Source organism: Leptolyngbya sp. NIES-2104, from assembly GCF_001485215.1.
Taxonomy (GTDB): domain Bacteria; phylum Cyanobacteriota; class Cyanobacteriia; order Leptolyngbyales; family Leptolyngbyaceae; genus Leptolyngbya.
Genome location: NZ_BBWW01000001.1, coordinates 1,779,190 through 1,796,529, shown reverse-complemented (window position 1 = coordinate 1,796,529; position 17,340 = coordinate 1,779,190). Strand labels below are relative to the sequence as shown.

Here is a 17,340-nt window from a genome sequence, read left to right as displayed (position 1 = left end):
AGCACCTTTAGCAAAGCTGATGTGTCTCCTTTTTCATGCGGTTGCGATCGCATTCTCAGGTCCCAATAGCGAGATATACGGTTCGCCAAAATATCGACAAGCCGTTTCTTGTGCTGCTTCTGCACTCACACTAGCGATCGCGCTTTGAAACTGCGTATCAAATTCAACCCCTAATCCCAGCGTTTCATACCAACCGAAAATCTGTGCTAGTTGCGAATTCGTTTGTTTCCCTAGCGCGTATTGTCCGAGTAGCTTGTTTTTCGCAACCTGGATTTCTTCCTCACTTAAAGGTGCGGCACAAAGACGATCGACTTCGGTTTTCAAGCCCGAAAGCGCGATCGCGGTATTTGTCGGAGCCGTTCCCATGTACGTGACAAAATACGACGTATCTAATCGAGTCGGGTAAAACGCAGACACTTCATACGCTAATCCTCGTTTTTCTCGCAGTTCGACAAATAATCGACTCGATAAACCATTGCCTAAATAGGTGTTCAACAGTTTTAAAGCAGCGTAATCTTCCATCAAATCGGCTTGAATCGATGGCGCATGATAACCAAGAATGACGATCGATTGCTGCGTCTCTTGTGGAACGGTATTCCGAATCGGATTCGGTGTGATGCTGGGTAACGTTAATTGTGAGATCGCGATCGCAGGTGCTGTCCAATCGCCCAGAATTTTCTCAACTTGTGACACCGCTTGATCTGCTGTAATTCGACCTGCAATGCTAATCGTCAAATTATCCGGGCGAAAGTGCGTTTTGTAGTATGTTTGCAAATCCTCGCGGGTTAATTGCTCAACAGTTTCGGTCGTTCCTAGACCTGAGAGCGCATACGGATGATCGCCGTACATTGCATGACGTAAGCGATCGAGTGCTACGGTAAAGGGCTGTTCTTGCTGCGATCGGATCGCTTGCAAAGTTAATCGGCGTTCGAGTTCGACTTCGGATTCTGGGAAAGTTGCCGATCGTAAAAGTTCTCCTGCCAGCATCAGCATTTCCGAGAAATCTGCCGACACCGTTTTCAAACTGAGTAAAAAGTAGTCCGATGCGGCATCTGTGCTGAGACTTGCCCCGATCGATTCCACCCGCTCCGCAATTTCTAAAGATGAATGCCGCTCTGTTCCTTTGGTCATCACCGCCGCGACGAGGTGGGAAAGTCCCGCCTTGTTGTGTGGCTCCCAGCGTGTCCCTGCTTTGAAAAAGAGACGCGCTGCAATGATGTCAGCAGACGGATTTTCGGTCACGAGAACGGTGATGCCATTGCTCAGGACAGTTCGGTGAATCGTTCGATTTTGGGGCGAGGCAATTGTTGAGGTCACGATCGTTGTACAAAAGACATCTGTTGATTCTAGCAATCTGGTTTCACCACGATCGCGGCATAGTGATACGGCGAAAGATAATGGCTGGCTAAATCGCGCAAATCTTCAGCGGTAAACGATTGAATCCAGTGCGGATACGCGATCGCAGCTTCAATCTCTGCCATCGAATGATAATAGCCGTACAGTCCTGCAAGCTGTCCGGGGGTTTCGGTCGAGAAAGCGTAATCGTTGCAGAGTAACCGTTTAGCCCGATCGAGTTCGGCACGAGAAATGGGAATCGTCATCAGATGAGATAAGCGATCGCAAATCAAAGCTTCAACGCGCTCTAAATCTTTCGGATCAAGCCATGCCGCGATCGTGAACAAACTTGAGTCGCGCTGGAGTGAAAAACTACAATCGATCGCCTGTACCAGTTGCCGCTCTTCACGCAATTCCTGAATCAATCGAGAAGTTCGCCCGGATGCCAAAACCGCAGAGAGCAAATCGAGTCCGCAGGCAGCTTTAAGAGGGTCTTGCTGATTTGAGCGATCGAACCGTTTCCAAGGCAATAGATTCTCTTCATCGTGCCAGGTGAACGGTTCGACTCCTGGAGCAATCCAAGCCATCAACAATCGAGCTTGCTCCAATCGTGGAAGATGCAATTCTTCCCGTCGAATACTGGTAATTGGAGGTTCAGCTTCGGCTTCATGACGCGGGCAAGAACCGGAATCAGGAAAAGGGTGAAAGGCTTTTTCGACTTGAAGTTTCGCCTGATCTAAATCAACATCCCCTGCAATGACAACGGTCATGTTTTCCGGTTGATAGTGCGATCGATGAAACGACCTCATTTCGTCTGCCGATCGCGGCATTAAACTTTCTTCGGTGCCTAAAATCGGTCGCCCGTAAGGGTGCCGCTGATAAACGAGTTCAGAGAGCACTTGAAACGCGATCGCATCAGGATCATCATACGTTTGGGCAATTTCTTCGAGTACGACTTCTCTTTCGCGATCGAATTCATCCTCTGGAATTGCTGCATTCAACAGCAATTCACTTAAATAAGGCAATGTCTCTGCAAAATCTTTCGATGCAGTGGTCATATAAAAGTGAGCATAATCGTAGCTCGTCGCAGCGTTCGTCATCCCGCCCCGATTCTCGATCGCGCTATCAAATTCTCCGGGTGCGATCCGCTGCGTTCCTTTGAAAATCATGTGCTCTAGAAAATGCGCCATTCCCGACCATTCATCGGGTTCGACGATCGAGCCTGCATTGACCCAGACATCGATCGCGCTGACTCCGGTAGCGGGAAGATGATGGTGAATCAGCGTCAAACCATTGTCTAATCGATGCACAGTCGCAGGAAGGGACAGAGAAAGTTGGGGCGATCGATGAATATTCAAGGGACTAACTGAATAACAGAATTGGGGATAGTTCTCGAAAAAACCGAATGTGATCTCGTTGACTGACAAGCGCAAGGTCTATATGACAACATTAGCGCTATAGATTTATTCTTGTAGCTATTTATTCTGGATTTCTTGCGCCAAAATGCAGAGATTTCGTGACGCAACTCATCAATTTAATTAGAACATTCTTTGCACAAAACGGAATTAGAAACTGATTCTCAACATAATTTTTGACAATAAAAATTCCCTCACTAAACTAGCAAGGGATCAAAGTAGGACACCGCAGCGCCGTCTTACCTCAGCTTTTGACCTGGTCGAAACCAGGTGGGTGTCGATGGAACGGATATAAAGTTTCCGAGTACAAGCTCGGTCTACTGCCATCCGTCAATATTGACTCCCAGATTCAAAAAACATAGATCATAAAACATTGTTGGCAGTCACCAACGCCGCAGCAAATCCTTCACTTATTCTAGCGGGTCGATTTCGAGTTGGGAAGCGATCGCTCAATTCCCTCACCAACGAATTGAAGAGAACGATCGCGAATCTTCCGATCGATTGAAATTTTTCTCCTCCGATCCCACCGCTCCTAATCACGGTACGATGAAAAGACTGTTACTTTTGTTCATTTAACGCGAACTGCTTATGAAGCGCTTATTGTCTCGCCTGCTGGCGCTAGTGATGGTTGTCGCGATCGGGCTTGTCGGGTGTACCAATGCACCGGGTGGTCTGACGGGCAACTACCGTGATGATACTCTCACGGTGATTAATACCCTCAAAACTGCGATAACGCTCCCCGCCGATGCACCGAACAAAGCGGCAATTCAAGGCGATGCTCGCAAACTAATCAATGATTTTGCTGCCCGTTATCGTCGCGATACGGCGCTGGCAAAGCTGAGTTCTTTTACAACGATGCGAACAGCATTAAATTCGCTGGCAGGACACTACAGCTCGTATCCGAATCGTCCAGTGCCGCAGAAAATGATCGATCGATTAAATACCGAGTTCAGTCAAGTCGAAGCCTCACTTAAGCGCGGCAACTAATTGAATTTGACACGATAAGACCCAGGCAGCAAGTCCCCGCGCCTGGGTCTTTTTCATCTTGAAAGAATGTGATTCGAGCGTCGATCGCGTTTTAAGCGGAAATACTCTATCGTTTAAAGACGCGATGGTAACCGAGGCTTAAAACAGTGCTTCTAAATTCCGTCGTCCGCTGACAACTCTCAAAATTTCGATTCTAGCCAGATCGTCTATTCCGCTCACTCGATACAAAATAATAAAGCCACGCACTGACAACCCCCGTAGATCAGAGCGAATGTGAGCATAACTACGTCCTAGATTAGGAAAGCTAACGAGTTGCTGACATCTTGCATTAAAAGCAATCAGGAACTGTTCGCCTGCTTCCACACTTGTTTGTAGAAAGTAATCAGAAATATCGTCGAGATCTTGAATCGCTTCATCGGAAATAACGTATTAGCTCATCCTTGATTTTGCCGAGCCTGTCGAAATTTATCGAGAAGTTGATTGACCACCGTTTCGCCGTCTGTTCCACCGTTTTGATCTAATGACTGAACCGCTGCATCGACTTTTCGGCGGGTTGAGTCGATCCAATTTGGGTCTTCAGTTAAGCTTTGTTCCTCCCAATCGTCGAGCAGTTGGAAGGCTTGAGCGAGAAGATCATCCAAGGTTTGATAACGTCCGCTCTGCAACTTCTGCTGAACGATCTGGGCTTGTTCGGGAGTCAGGTTAATGTTCATTCTTTGAACAATGACGGTGTTGTGAGTTCAGTGTAGCACTGTCAAATTTTACAAATGACGATCGCGGATTGCATGAAGTCGATCGCTCAAACAAAAAGATCCCGGTAGAACACTCACTACCAGGATCTTTTCACATTCGTCTTAAAGGCTTCCTATCTCAAAGTCCCCCAGAATAGGGGATTTAGGGGGCACAAACCCCCTCAAACGAAGCCTACAGTCCAACTGCCAACGCACCCGCCAAAGCTGCCGCGCCAGCCGACACTAACGCCGTTCCAAACAGCCACCAAGCCGCCGTTTCCGCCGCTTTACGAGTTTCTTCTGCCTGCTTCTTCGCCTGCCGCTTCACTTCTTCTAACCGATGCTGTGCCTCAGTCTGAATCCGCTCTGCTCGACGCAAGACCGAAGTTCTCGCATTCTCGACTTGATCGACAATCCGATTTGCTTCCGCTTCAGAAATGTCATCACGAGAAGACAACAAAGCAACAACCGTATCGCGATTAAAGCTACCCAACCGATCGCGTAACGCATCAAATCCAGCCTGTGGATCGTGGAACATCGTACGCACATCAGCGCGAATGCTGTCGTAGTTCAGTTCGGGACGATCGAGCGAATTGAGATAGTTGCGAATGCGATCGAGAATGCCGTCAATCACACTTTGAATCCGGTGCTGAATTGCTTGGATTTGTGCCATGAATTGCTCACGCACAGACAGCACTTGATCAACAATGCGGTTGGCTTCTTCTTCGGTCATATCGTTGCGCTGAGATAAGAGCGCGACGATCGTGGCGCGATCGAAGTGCGATAAGCGATCGCTAAAACTTCCAAAACCAGCCCGTGGATCACGTAAGAGCAACTGTAAATCGCGCTTGATGCCATCGGGATTGAGTTCTTCTTTGTGTGTGTTCCGCAGATAGTTCTCAAAGGTGGATTGGAAGTTTTGCACCCGCTGTTGGGTTCTCGATGCCAAACGACGCGGAGAACGTACCACACTGCGAATCGAAGCTAACGTTTGATCGACCAGTTGATTTGCCTGAGCTTCGGTTAAATCAGGACGCTGTGCTAACAGTCGAACAATGGTATCGCGATCGACTTGAGACAGTCTTCTTCTTAAGCGATATGCACCTGCTTTCGGATCATTGAGCAAGACATTCAAATCACGCTTAATGCCTTCGGGATCGAGTTCTGCGCGATTGGTATTGCGAAGAACTTGGTCGATCGTTGAAGTCACATAATCGACCTGATCCTTCGCGGTGTGAACCACTCGTTCAGGCGCGTGAAGAATGTTACGACGGACATCTTCAATCTGAGACACAATGCGATCGGCTTCTTCAGGAGTCATGTCCTGACGTTGCGATAGCAATTGAACAAAGGTATCGCGATCGAAATGGCTTAATCGCGATCGGAGTGCAGCCGCTCCAGCTTGCGGATCGTCCAGTAACAATTGAAATTCGCGCTTGATGTCGTCAGGGTTGAGTTCTGATTTGTTGGTGTTCCGCAAGTAGGATTCCACTCTCAGACGCAATGCTTCCGCTTCTGCACGAACGCGGTTTTGAGCTTCTTGAGCCGAATTGAGCACGCGATCGCGAGTGCCTTCAAAGCGGCTGATGATTTGATCCGCTTCTTCCGGTGACAAGTCTTGGCGCTGTCCCAACAATTGAACCAGCGTATCGCGATCGAAATGACTTAAACGGTTCTTAAGCGCGTCGTAACCAGCTTCGGGGTCTTCGAGCAGCAATGAAACTTCCCGCTCGATCGCATCCGGGTTGAGTTCGGATTTGTCGGTCGATCGTAGATAGTTTTCAACCCGACTCCGCAGATCGGTTGTTTCTGTATGCTCTTCAGCGGTTTGAACTTGACCGAGAATCGCTGTGCGAATGGTTTCGAGTTGATCCGCAATCTCAGCGACTCGTGCAGCGGATAAATCTCCACGCTGAGTTAAGAGATTGACAAAATCACCGCGATTCAGGCGTTCGAGTTCGCGGCGGACTGCACCTGGATCAGCCTCTGGATCGTAAAGGACTTCGCGGAATTCAGTGTCCAAGGTTTCGCGATTAAAGTGCCAAGAATAGGTATTCAGCAGATAGTTCTCAACATCCGTTTTAATCGGACTAAAGCCAGAAGAAACTTGCTGAGTCGCTTTCTGTGCACCTGTGGTCACTTTGTCGCGAACCGATTGAATCTGTCCAATGATCTTTTCAACATCGAGATCGTGCAGGTCGGTACGTCCAACAACTGTTCCCATCAAGGTTGAAAGACCCATTTGCACAGCTCGATCGACTAAGCTCGCTTGTTCCTGCGGCTTCGATCCTTGTTGCGCCAAATTCGAGAACGCATCCCGCATTCCCGACATTTGATCTTGCTGGGTGTTCTGCAACATTTGACCCTGACGGCGCAGTTCTTCGGTCAACTGATCCAAACGACGGCTCAGATCATTGGTGTTGACTTGCCCGGATTGCACCGTTTTCAAATATTCCACTAATTCTTGAGTGGGATCTTTGCGCGGCTGATAGCGTCCGATCGTTTCTTTCCAGACTGCATCCAACTGATCGACTAAGCGATTTGCATCGCGTTTTGATAAATCAGTCCGATCGCTAATCAGTTTCGCAAACGTATTGCGATCGACATTTCGCAGACGATCCATCACTTCCGTAGGCGAACCACCACCGACCACATTTTGTAGTTCTGGATCGTTCACCAAGCCTTCGATTTCACGACGGACTCGACCGAAATCCATTTGTGCTGGACGGAGACGCTCAATATAGTCTTCGAGGGAATCGCGAATGTTAGCAGGATCAACTGCTGATCCTAATTCGCGTCGGACTGCTGCTGCTGCTGCTTCTGCGGTCGAAACGACTTGCTGATTGACGGCTTTTGCTCCGAGTGCTGCGGTTGCCGTTCCTACGATCGCTTGAAACCCAGAGGTTGCAGTGTTGACTACGGAACCGATCAGCGATCCAACGGTTGTAGAACTAACCCAGACAAGCAGCGTGAAATATGCCGCCCAGATCACTAGACCCACGATCGCGCCTAAGCCCGCAGTTGTCAGCAAGCTCAATTTCACCGCTAATAAGCAAGCGATAAACAGCGAAATCGTAACGGTGATCAATGTCCACATTCCGACTGCAAAACCGATCTTGCGAATCGTACCGCCGCCGTTTCCGCTCGAATGAGAATGCGTGTCATGATCATCCGAAGAGCGTCCCAGATAGGAAATCCCAGCCGCTACGGATAGGTTTGTGAACAGTAATTGGAATGCAAATGCTAATACAATTCCCGAAATTAAAGCAACGAAAAATCGAGGACCAGAAAACACCAAAGCGGCTTCCTCCGGGGTTGTTACGCCTCGATCGAGTGGAACTTGCGCCAGGATCTGACCGAGTTCCCATGTTAAATTTGTGACTTGACTCATAGAAATTCCCTCATCAGACTGCGCCTAACACAAGTAACTGTGTCAGTGAAGCTGTCATTTTGAAACACTACTTTAGATGCCAGAATCGCCTATCTATAGAGTGATCATCATCTTTCGCAGGGGATAGGGGCGATCGACTAAAAGGAGGAAATTGAGAAGTGCGAATGTTCGATACTGAGTACGCAGTATTTATTTAGACGGAATCAGAGCCGTGACAACCCGATCGAGTCCAACCGCGCGAGAAGCCTTGAACAATAGTCGATCCCCAGGTTGGATCAAAGCGTTTAATCGGGCAATCACTTCTGTATAGTCGGTAAAAGTTTCCGCAGGAATCGGAGAAGCTGCGATCGCCATTGCTTGTGCTTCATCCGGATCAGCCAAAATCAATAATTGATCGAGTTTTAATTCCTTCACTTGTTCACCGACTTGTTGATGATAGTGAATCGACCAATCACCGAGTTCTTTCATCGTTCCAAGTACGGCAATTCTGCGATCGCCTTTCGTTTGAGCCAGCAATTTCAATGAAGCCAGCATCGATTCTAATCCCGCGTTGTAGCTTTCATCCAAAATCACGACATCATTAGAAAGTTCATACCGTCGCGCCCGTCCGCTTGGCAATTCCACTTCAACGCCTGTGGTTAAATTAGAAGCATCGAGATCTAAAGCTTTGATCACCGCTAACGCTGCTAAGAAATTAAGCGCATTATGCTCACCCGGAAGCGGTAACGGGTATCGATCGTTTCTAACTTTCAGCGTTTCAGTATCAATCAATTGCCCTTGTAAATCGCCGCCCTGCAATCCGTAGGTGATTGATTTTCCATGCCAAATGGTGTTCGCAGTTTCGAGCAGCAATGGATTATCGTGATTCAGAATTGCAACTGCATCTTCCGGCATTTCGGCTAAGAGTTCACATTTTGCTTGTGCGATCGCTTCTCTCGATCCTAATCTCCCAATATGCGCCGTTCCCACATTTGTAATCACACTAATATCTGGACTTGCAATCTGTGATAGCAGCGCAATTTCTCCGAGCGCTCTCATTCCCATTTCAATCACAGCAAAATCATGATCCGAATTCAATTCCAATAGAGTCTTTGGAACTCCGATTTCGTTGTTATAGTTTGCCTGCGTTTTATGCACTTTGCCGTATTTCGATAAAACCGCTGCAATCAATTCTTTTGTCGTCGTTTTTCCGACTGAGCCAGTAATCGCAATGATCGGAATCTTGAATTGTTTTCGCCACCAATGCCCGATCGCTTGATATGCCTGTAACGTATCTTGAACAATCAGAACAGGCAAATCACCCGCTTCAAACTCAGAATCAACAATCGCCGCGATCGCACCTTGTTCAATTGCCGATCGCACAAAATCATGCCCATCAAACCGCTCACCCCGCAACGCTAGAAACACCTCGCCCGGTTGAATCGATCGCGTATCCGTTGTAATCCCTTTTGCGTCCGAACTCGGTAGATTTTGGAAAGATGCCCCAAGGATTGCGATTAATCGATCGAGCGTTGCATGAAACGACATGAAGAATTCTCTAGAAATTGATAAAGTTCTGAGTGTACCGCATTTGAGTATACTGCCTTGATTACATCCGATTTGCGGGTACTTTAGAACGTTTCGCTTCGTTCACTCCCGCCCCGGAATGGAATTCGGGGCTAATCGAACGAAGTCCACTAAAGGGGACTAAAAGCCAAATTGATATCTCTTCAGTCCTTTTCAAAGGACTTCGCACCGTTAGCCCCGAATTCCATTCCGGGGCGGAGTTACAACGCAGTGAGAAAACTTTAAACCACAACCCAGCACGATCGAGCAACAGAACTCTGCAACAATTCCAAAATTTTCAACTCTGAAAAATCTTTGTCACAAATTTGCCACTTCTCTGCTATTCTAATTAAGGCTTAGGCGGATGTGGCGGAATTGGTATACGCGCACGCTTGAGGTGCGTGTGGCTTTGCCTTGCGAGTTCGAGTCTCGCCATCCGCATATAGTTAGAAGGGGAAGCTTACCACTTCCCTTTTTTGTTGTGCAAATGAAGCCAAATCTGAGAAATTCAACGAATTGTAAACAAATGTTTCAATAGGTAGATCTAATCATGAAACCTTAGACAGAGTTCGCTACGCTCTAAGATAGAGAAGGAGGAATCAATCCATGACGACCGTGCCTGATAGCGTTAGCTTACTTGATTTATCAAGACTCTGGATTCAGAAAGCGTTAGAAGAAATTGCCGCAGAAAGTCAGCAGGCTGAAGAAGAGATCGAACTGGAAGAGGAAGAATAAGCCTCACTTTGATTCAAAAATTGAAAATGGTCTAGACCCGTAGATCTACAAGGCTGAAGAAGTTTTGCAGATTTACAGATCTAGACCATTCGTTTTAGGAGCGATTTTTCGATAACAGATAATCGATCGAATAACTTCCCCCACCGCCCACGGTAAACAACAGATAAATCAGTAAATACAGTGAAGCGGTTTCCAACGGTCCAACATCTAACCCAGTTTTTTTCAAGTGGAAGTAAACCGCAATCAGCATCGTGAATGCCAGTGACAATGCACTGATGCGCGTGAGAAATCCAAAGATTAATAGAATCGAAGCTCCAATTTCCGCAAATGCTGCACAGTAGGTGAAAAAGACCGGAAACGGAAAGCCAATCACGGTCATGACATGATCCACAAATCCTGGCACGTCTGCTAATTTACTAAAGCCGTTGTGAATCATTAATGCACCGACGACAACCCGCACCGTTAACCAAGCCGCTTGAAAAGTTGGATTCGGACTAAGATCGGATTGTAAAAGCGTTGAAAGAATCGATCGTGGCTGAGACTGTGTAACGGTCATGGATAGATTTCTCAGAAGACAGCACTTGAATTTTAACGAACAATCGAAACCCCGAAATCGTTACATAACTCAACCTCGCATTTTGAGGTCTGCCGTAACATAAAAAAAGAAGTCTTTAGATAGACGGTCGCTGCAATCCGTCGCTGCTACCGTTAACAAACAAGTAAACGATCACTCAATTCAAGCAAGGGAAAAACGTATGTCACACTTTAGTACACTCCGCAGCAAGATCACCGATGCAGAACTGCTCAAGGTTTCGTTGCGCGACCTCGGTTTCACGGTTGAAACCAATACCGAAGTTCGGGGAATGGGCTGTCAGCGCGTTCATGCTGACATTGTTGCCGTTTTGGACGGTAGCTATGACATTGGTTGGGTTCACAATGAAGATGGAACATACAGCATCGTGGCGGATTTGTGGGGTGTCGCGAGAAAGCACAACCTTGCAGAATTGATGACCTCTGTGAACCAAAAATACGCTGTGCAACAAACCCTTAGCGCAGTTGCAAGCCGTCCTGGACTGCAAGGTGCCAATGTTCAAGTGAAGGTTCGCGGTTAATTGCTCAAATTCTAGAAGTCGTCGTAATCCTTTACAGAGTCTTGTATTCTGTAAAGGATTATTTTTTTAAGCCAATCGGAAAATCTACCTCAAGATGCTTCGGAGATGGGTCAGGTAAAAGCTAGTCTGTGCAAGGACGATCGAGGTAACTTATGGTAGATGCAATTTTGGCGAGATCGAAAGAACTCAGACAATCGCTAACCGATTTTGTGTACGATGCTGAAGGTGAGTTAGCGACTGCATTTGAAAAGTTTGTCGCAGAGCGATTAGCGCAATCACAATCAAAGGACAGCAAACACCGAGATACTGTAGTCGATATCTTTCTGACGCATGGACAAGTCGGAACGAAAACACCGCTAGAACTGTTTATCGAAGAAGAGCCGGAACTGTCAGCGCACGATCGACAACTCCTTTTAGAATGGAAACGCAACTTTTCAGGACTATTTGCGATTCAAGAGATTATTCCCGATGGCTTCAAATTGATGAATTGGCTCACTACAAAAATGTACATTGTGAAGCCAAACGATTCAGAAACGCTCGAAGCAATGGCGCGATTGAAACAAGGCGAAATGTTAGTGACGCGGATTGCACCGATCGAGGATTACTGGACGATCTTTAGTCCGTATGTGCAACTAGGAAATTTAGGCAAACCGAAGTTAGCAGTCGCGATCGGCAATTTCCGCCAGAACTATAAATCTGATCTTTACGGCGATGCGCCCGAACTGCTCGAAGAAGCTTGGAAATCAGTCGATCGCTATCACCAAGATTTTCTTGACTTCTTTGGTAGCGATCAAGTTACGATGTCAGGCTATCATCTGGGCAAAAAGATCGCAGAGTTTCAGGACTTTCTCACTCAGCGGCGCATGGATGAAGTGGGACTTGATTCTAATAAATCTTTAGCAGAACTCGCCAAAGATGCAGGTGTGAGCGATGAAGAACTGAGCGAAATGGCGGAAGCAATGGGACTCGATGCCGAATCTGCTGCAAAAATGATTCAAAACAAAGCAGCGGCAAAAATGGTAACACCACAAATTGAGTTACCTCCTGAACTGAAAAAAGCCGAAGAAGTAACCGTTCTTGCACATCCACGCTGGGGACAGATGTTACTCACAACCTACACGCAGTTTGAAACCGTACTAAAATCCGAGGATTGGAAATCTATTAAAGGTGCAGATAAGCTGATTCGGAAGTATCTCACGGATGCTGAGACGAACTATTTCGTGTGGCATCGGTTAGCAGAACAGTACCCGACTGAGCTAGAGAATTTACTGCGATCGTTTCTCGATCGACCAGAGTTCACTCTTAAGCAAGATCTCGATCCGCTGTTGCAGGAATACCACAAGCCTTTAGTGCCCGAATTGCCAGACATCGCCAGTGTTCCGCTCCATCTGCATAATCTCTTTCAAGAAGCATTAGCAGAAGTGAGCAAAACTAAGGCGAAAGACAAAGCAAAACAGCCATCGAAAGGATTTAAACGGGGTTAGATTGTGCGATTAAAATCTCGAAGCAGCGATCGATTATGGATTGGGGTTGCTCTGATCTTCTACTCGTTCGTTGCGATCGGGATTGCTGAAGGTGGCTTGGGTGTTCTTTTGCCCTCGATTCTCGAAACTTACAAGCTCACTCCTGCTACAGTGACATTGTTATTTATTAGCCAAGTTTCGGGATATGCGATCGCGGCAACCACAACCAGTCTCTTAACTCATCGATTCGGTTTAGCAAGAACAATGCTATTGGGTGTAATTCTGCTCACCAGTGCTTTGTGTCTCTACGCTTCAACCAATCACTGGAGCGTAATGATCGCAACCGGATCATTGTTAGGATTCGGGATTGGATTAATTGATGCGGGCGGCAATACTTTTATCGCCAGTGATCAACGGAATGCCAACCTGATGGGATTGCTTCATGCGTTCTATGGTGTAGGAGCACTTTCAGGTCCAGCCCTTGCGACTACATTACTCACTTTTGGCGTGCAATGGCGACAAATTTATGCAGTGATTGCCACGATCGTGAGTTTGTCGATCGTCGGGTTACTCTGGGCAGTTCTGCATCAATACACACCGCTACAGCAGCGATTTACCAGTGAAAGTAGTGGTCGATCGAATCTTGCCGCCGCAGTGAAAAACCCGATCGTGATTGTTTCAGCAGTACTACTCGCGATTTATGTTGGAACCGAAGCAGGGATCGGAAACTGGGCGTATACCGTTCAGCATGTGAGCCGAGGAATTTCGACACAGACGGCAGGATATAGCGTTGCAGGCTATTGGGTTGGATTAACGATCGGGCGATTAAGCTTCGGTCAATTAGTCAACCGATTGGGAGCAAATCGCACCATTACTTATTCATTAGCATTGCTCATTGTTGGATTGCTCGTGTGGTGGCAGATTCCGAGTGCATGGCTGATTTTGCCTGTTCTGGGATTTGCTTTAGCAACGATTTTTCCAGCGATCATGTGGTTAACTCCGCAACGAGTTGATCGCGCAATAGTTCCGGCTGCGATCGGGCTATTGGCGAGTATGGCGAGTGTCGGAGCCGCGATGATTCCGACGGGAATGGGCTGGATTGCAAATCGGGCAGGAATTGGAGTGATTCCGGGATTGATGTTACCGCTCGCGATCGTCATGTTCGGGCTACAGAGTTGGTTAACTTTGAAGCGAAATCAATCCGCAAGAAGTTAAATGAACTTTGCATGAGAATTAACCTGCTCTACAAGGGCGTGACGAGGAATACTTGGGAATCTTAGTCATGTCCGAGCAATTCCGAGTGAGGGTAGTTTGATGCGCCGTACCGTTACGGGTTTAGGCTTAGTAATGATGAGCTTCAGTGTTATTGCTGAACAGAGCAAAGCTCAAATCATCATTCCTGACAGCACACTAAACACGGTTGTCAACACGTCTAACAACCGAGACTTTACGATTACGGGTGGCATCACTGCTGGCACTCATCTCTTTCACAGCTTCCGTGAATTTTCGATTCCCACAAACGGAGCTGCACGGTTCGCCAATCCTACCAATATTCAAACAATCTTCAGCCGAGTCACCGGAGGAACCGCCTCAAATATTGATGGCTTGCTACAGACGAATGGCAGTGCCAGTCTATTTCTGCTCAATCCGAATGGAATTCTTTTCGGCGCGAATGCTCGATTGAACATAGGAGGTTCCTTTATCGGAACGACTGCCGATCGCGTTAAATTTGCAGATGGTAGCGAGTTTAGTGCCACATCAACCGATCGACCATTGTTAACGATCAGTGCACCAATTGGACTGCAAATGGGGCAGACTCCCGGCGAAATTCGAGTCCGAGGAACAGGACATACACAAACCTATCCTGGATCGCCTTATGTTCCATTTGACCGGAATAATAGCGATCGTGGATTATCTGTTCCAGCAGGCAAAACGCTGGGCTTAATCGGAGGCAACTTAGTTTTAGAGCGTGGGATTTTGACCGCAGAAGGTGGACACGTCGAATTAGGTGCAGTCACCGAGTCCCAAATTCCAATTCGCTTGAGTCAAACCGAGACAGGTTGGGGCTTCGGATACGATGGCATTGCAAAATATGGCGATATTCGTCTCAATCAGCGATCGCTGGTCGATGCAAGTGGAATCGGCAACGGTTCGATCCAACTGCAAGGACGACAAATTGATTTACTAAACGGCTCGACACTGCTGATTCAAAACATCGGAACACAAGCCGCAGGAACAATGCGAGTGAATGCCTCTGAAGCGCTAACGTTACAAGGCGATGACTTAGGTGGACTGGCAGTGAGTGAAATTCGTACAGAAAACCTATCGAGCGGCAAAGGTGCCGATATTGTGATCAATGCGCCTCAGATCGCGATTCGAGATGGAGCGCAAGTTTCAGCTTGGTCACTGGGTTCTGGAACTGGAGGAGCCTTGCAAGTGAATGCCGATCGCAGCCTTCAGATTATCGGATTTGCATCTGGAAATTCTGCTAGAAACAGCTTTCTAGGAAGCGCGAATTTTGGAACTGCGGGATCATCGGGCAATGTTCTGGTTTCGACAAGCCAGCTTAGTGTCACAAATGGTGGAGTTTTGACTTCGACGAGTGCTGGCGTGAGTCGGGGCGGCAACGTCACTATCAATGCGAGAGAATCGATTCAAGTTTCCGGGATAACCCCGATCGTGCTGACTCCTTCGTTAATTAGCACGATCGCATTTGCGTCTGGAAATGCTGGACGATTAACGATCGATTCTAAGCAGATTACTGTAACGAATGGCGGTAATATCACCGCTTCCACCTTAGCGAGTGGTGCATCTGGGGATTTAATCATTCGTGCTTCTGAATTTATTCGGGTTGAAGGGCAGTTTGTCACAGATATTACGTCTCGTCCAAGTCAAATCATCGCTGCGAGTGATCTTTCTGTTCCGAGTGTCCGTCTCGCTTTTGGTCTACCGCCCTTGCCAACAGGAACAGCAGGTAGCTTATCGATTCAAACTCCCCAATTGCAGGTTTTGAATGGTGGAGAAATATCGGTTCGCAACGATAGCGTCAATGGGAATGCTGGAACGCTACAGATTCAGGCGGATTCTGTCTTGCTCGACCATCAAGGCAAACTGACAGCACCTGCACTCAATGGACGAGGTGGCAACATCAGTCTAGATGCTCAAAGCTTACACCTCAACAATGGTGCACAAGTGAATGCTTCCACACTGTCTGGACAAGCTGGGGATATTCGATTAGCGGTGCGGGGTAAATTGCAGCTATCGAACCAATCAGAAGTTTTATCGAATGTTCAGCAAGCCGGACAAGGTGGAAATATCACGATCGAAGCCGCCGATCTTAGACTCAATCGCGCCAGCCGCATCACCACCAACGTTCAGGGAACAGCGACGGGAGGAACAATTCAGGTGAGCGGCGATCGACTGGTGCTGCGAGAAGGTTCAACGCTATCCGCTGTGACAGCAGGCGCGGGAAATGCAGGAAATGTCAGCGTCAATGTCAAAGAAATTGATATTGCGGGAGTGGCTAACACCGAGATTCGAGGCGTGGGAATGACACCGACACCGAGCTTCATCGGTAGCGGCACTTTTCCCGGCAGTCGAGGTCAGGGCGGAAGTTTAACCATCAACAGCGATCGCATTCGCGTTTCTGACGGAGCATTGATTAGTGCTGGAACATTGGGACAGGGGAATGCGGGAGATGCGGTAATTCGTGCCCGTGAATCGATTACTTTAAGCGGAGTGAGTCCTTTACCTGCTCCGTTGTTTGGCTATCGTACTTCCCATCCCAGCCGTATTTCTGCAAGTTCTCTGTCGAATGCTTCTGCGGGTTCAGTAAACATCCAAACGCCGCTCTTGACCCTGAGCGATGGAGCTGTGATCGAGGTGAACAGTCGAGGACAAGGAGGAGCCGGAAACTTAGAAATTACCAGCGATCGAGTTCGGTTAAACAATCAAGCCAGTTTAGCGGCAGAAGTTGCGGGCGGCAGACAAGGCAACATTAAGATCAACACAAATCTACTCACGCTGCGGCGTGGCAGTCAGATCACAACGAACGCGACGAAAAACGCTGAAGGAGGCAATATCACGATCAATGCTCCGATTCTGTTGGGGTTAGAAAACAGCGATATTATTGCAAATGCGGTTCAAGGTCAGGGTGGAAAGATCAACATTACAACCCAGGGAATTTTTGGTTTACAGTACCGCGATCGCTTAACGCCTGAAAGTGATATTACCGCAAGCTCAGATTTTGGTATTGATGGTACGGTGCAAATCAATAATATTGGTCTTGATCCAAATTCAGGCTTAATTGAACTATCTGCGGAACTTGCGGATGCGGGTCAAAAGGTTGCAGAAGGGTGCTCTACGACGCAGGGCAGTAGTTTTATTATCACAGGACGCGGCGGAATTCCTGAAAGCCCGATCAATGAGTTTACCGTGTATTCCACTTGGGCAGATTTGCGTCCAGTAACTCCATCGACTTCGACTTCTATGTTGCCTCCTGTTGCTCAACCGTTACGAGAAGCGACTTCCTGGTATCGCAATTCCCAAACCGGTCAGATCGAGCTAATTGTTGATCGACCAATGGTATTGCACCAACCCATCACTTGTGGAGCAGCGAGAGATTAG

13 protein-coding genes, 1 tRNA gene and 1 other RNA gene are annotated in these 17,340 nt (G+C 47.6%); 7 read left to right on the top strand and 8 right to left on the bottom strand.

What is annotated here, in order from left to right:
* Positions 1-33 precede the first annotated feature (33 nt).
* The 3 genes from NIES2104_RS08310 to ssrS all read right to left on the bottom strand — a co-directional run bounded on the left by NIES2104_RS08310 (position 34) and on the right by ssrS (position 3,154).
* Positions 34-1,317, bottom strand: coding sequence for a pitrilysin family protein (locus NIES2104_RS08310; protein ID WP_059001622.1), 1,284 nt, complete (start codon positions 1,315-1,317; stop codon positions 34-36).
* 29 nt (positions 1,318-1,346) lie between these two features.
* Complete coding sequence (locus tag NIES2104_RS08305) at positions 1,347-2,645, bottom strand: pitrilysin family protein (RefSeq protein ID WP_225895222.1); 1,299 nt, start codon at positions 2,643-2,645, stop codon at positions 1,347-1,349.
* A 324-nt stretch (positions 2,646-2,969) separates the two neighbouring features.
* Positions 2,970-3,154: non-coding RNA, 6S RNA (gene ssrS, locus NIES2104_RS30585), on the bottom strand.
* A gap of 184 nt (positions 3,155-3,338) precedes the next feature.
* Between ssrS and psb27 the strand changes: the two genes are divergently transcribed.
* Complete coding sequence (psb27, locus tag NIES2104_RS08300; protein WP_058997523.1) at positions 3,339-3,737, top strand: photosystem II protein Psb27; 399 nt, start codon at positions 3,339-3,341, stop codon at positions 3,735-3,737.
* Between the two features lie 138 nt (positions 3,738-3,875).
* Here the strand turns inward: psb27 and NIES2104_RS33800 are convergent, their stop codons facing one another.
* The 4 genes from NIES2104_RS33800 to murF form a co-directional block, all read right to left on the bottom strand.
* Positions 3,876-4,160, bottom strand: coding sequence for a type II toxin-antitoxin system RelE/ParE family toxin (locus NIES2104_RS33800; RefSeq protein ID WP_225895306.1), 285 nt, complete (start codon positions 4,158-4,160; stop codon positions 3,876-3,878).
* Between the two features lie 11 nt (positions 4,161-4,171).
* A complete protein-coding gene (locus NIES2104_RS08290; protein WP_058997522.1) occupies positions 4,172-4,450 on the bottom strand; it encodes a hypothetical protein in 279 nt (92 codons plus the stop codon).
* Between the two features lie 211 nt (positions 4,451-4,661).
* Positions 4,662-7,859 carry a hypothetical protein gene (locus NIES2104_RS08285; RefSeq protein ID WP_058997520.1) on the bottom strand — a complete coding sequence of 1,066 codons (3,198 nt, stop codon included), beginning with the start codon at positions 7,857-7,859 and terminating at the stop codon, positions 4,662-4,664.
* A gap of 189 nt (positions 7,860-8,048) precedes the next feature.
* Complete coding sequence (murF, locus tag NIES2104_RS08280; protein ID WP_058997516.1) at positions 8,049-9,386, bottom strand: UDP-N-acetylmuramoyl-tripeptide--D-alanyl-D-alanine ligase; 1,338 nt, start codon at positions 9,384-9,386, stop codon at positions 8,049-8,051.
* A 378-nt stretch (positions 9,387-9,764) separates the two neighbouring features.
* Between murF and NIES2104_RS08275 the strand changes: the two genes are divergently transcribed.
* Both NIES2104_RS08275 and NIES2104_RS33365 read left to right on the top strand, forming a co-directional pair.
* Positions 9,765-9,845: transfer RNA gene (locus NIES2104_RS08275), tRNA-Leu, on the top strand.
* 165 nt (positions 9,846-10,010) lie between these two features.
* Complete coding sequence (locus NIES2104_RS33365) at positions 10,011-10,139, top strand: hypothetical protein (protein ID WP_263970930.1); 129 nt, start codon at positions 10,011-10,013, stop codon at positions 10,137-10,139.
* A gap of 94 nt (positions 10,140-10,233) precedes the next feature.
* On the opposite strand, the gene NIES2104_RS08270 is transcribed toward NIES2104_RS33365, so the two are convergent.
* Positions 10,234-10,695 (bottom strand): DoxX family protein, encoded by a 462-nt coding sequence (locus NIES2104_RS08270; protein ID WP_058997515.1) that lies wholly within the window; start codon positions 10,693-10,695, stop codon positions 10,234-10,236.
* A 199-nt stretch (positions 10,696-10,894) separates the two neighbouring features.
* Here NIES2104_RS08270 and NIES2104_RS08265 point away from each other — a divergent pair, with 199 nt between their 5' ends.
* The 4 genes from NIES2104_RS08265 to NIES2104_RS08250 all read left to right on the top strand — a co-directional run bounded on the left by NIES2104_RS08265 (position 10,895) and on the right by NIES2104_RS08250 (position 17,340).
* Complete coding sequence (locus NIES2104_RS08265) at positions 10,895-11,251, top strand: DUF1257 domain-containing protein (RefSeq protein WP_058997514.1); 357 nt, start codon at positions 10,895-10,897, stop codon at positions 11,249-11,251.
* A 152-nt stretch (positions 11,252-11,403) separates the two neighbouring features.
* Positions 11,404-12,735, top strand: a complete 1,332-nt coding sequence (locus NIES2104_RS08260; RefSeq protein ID WP_058997513.1) for a hypothetical protein — start codon at positions 11,404-11,406, stop codon at positions 12,733-12,735.
* Positions 12,736-12,738: 3 nt separating this feature from the next.
* Positions 12,739-13,929, top strand: coding sequence for a sugar MFS transporter (locus tag NIES2104_RS08255; protein WP_058997511.1), 1,191 nt, complete (start codon positions 12,739-12,741; stop codon positions 13,927-13,929).
* A 99-nt stretch (positions 13,930-14,028) separates the two neighbouring features.
* Entirely contained in the window at positions 14,029-17,340 is a 3,312-nt protein-coding gene (locus NIES2104_RS08250; protein ID WP_058997509.1) for a filamentous hemagglutinin N-terminal domain-containing protein, read from the top strand.

Coding starts and splice junctions, on each gene's coding strand:
- psb27 (WP_058997523.1), top strand. CDS start 3,339: ATGAAGCGCTTATTGTCTCGCCTGCTGGCGCTAGTGATGGTTGTCGCG.
- NIES2104_RS08290 (WP_058997522.1), bottom strand. CDS start 4,450: ATGAACATTAACCTGACTCCCGAACAAGCCCAGATCGTTCAGCAGAAG.
- NIES2104_RS08285 (WP_058997520.1), bottom strand. CDS start 7,859: ATGAGTCAAGTCACAAATTTAACATGGGAACTCGGTCAGATCCTGGCG.
- murF (WP_058997516.1), bottom strand. CDS start 9,386: ATGTCGTTTCATGCAACGCTCGATCGATTAATCGCAATCCTTGGGGCA.
- NIES2104_RS33365 (WP_263970930.1), top strand. CDS start 10,011: ATGACGACCGTGCCTGATAGCGTTAGCTTACTTGATTTATCAAGACTC.
- NIES2104_RS08270 (WP_058997515.1), bottom strand. CDS start 10,695: ATGACCGTTACACAGTCTCAGCCACGATCGATTCTTTCAACGCTTTTA.
- NIES2104_RS08265 (WP_058997514.1), top strand. CDS start 10,895: ATGTCACACTTTAGTACACTCCGCAGCAAGATCACCGATGCAGAACTG.
- NIES2104_RS08260 (WP_058997513.1), top strand. CDS start 11,404: ATGGTAGATGCAATTTTGGCGAGATCGAAAGAACTCAGACAATCGCTA.
- NIES2104_RS08250 (WP_058997509.1), top strand. CDS start 14,029: ATGCGCCGTACCGTTACGGGTTTAGGCTTAGTAATGATGAGCTTCAGT.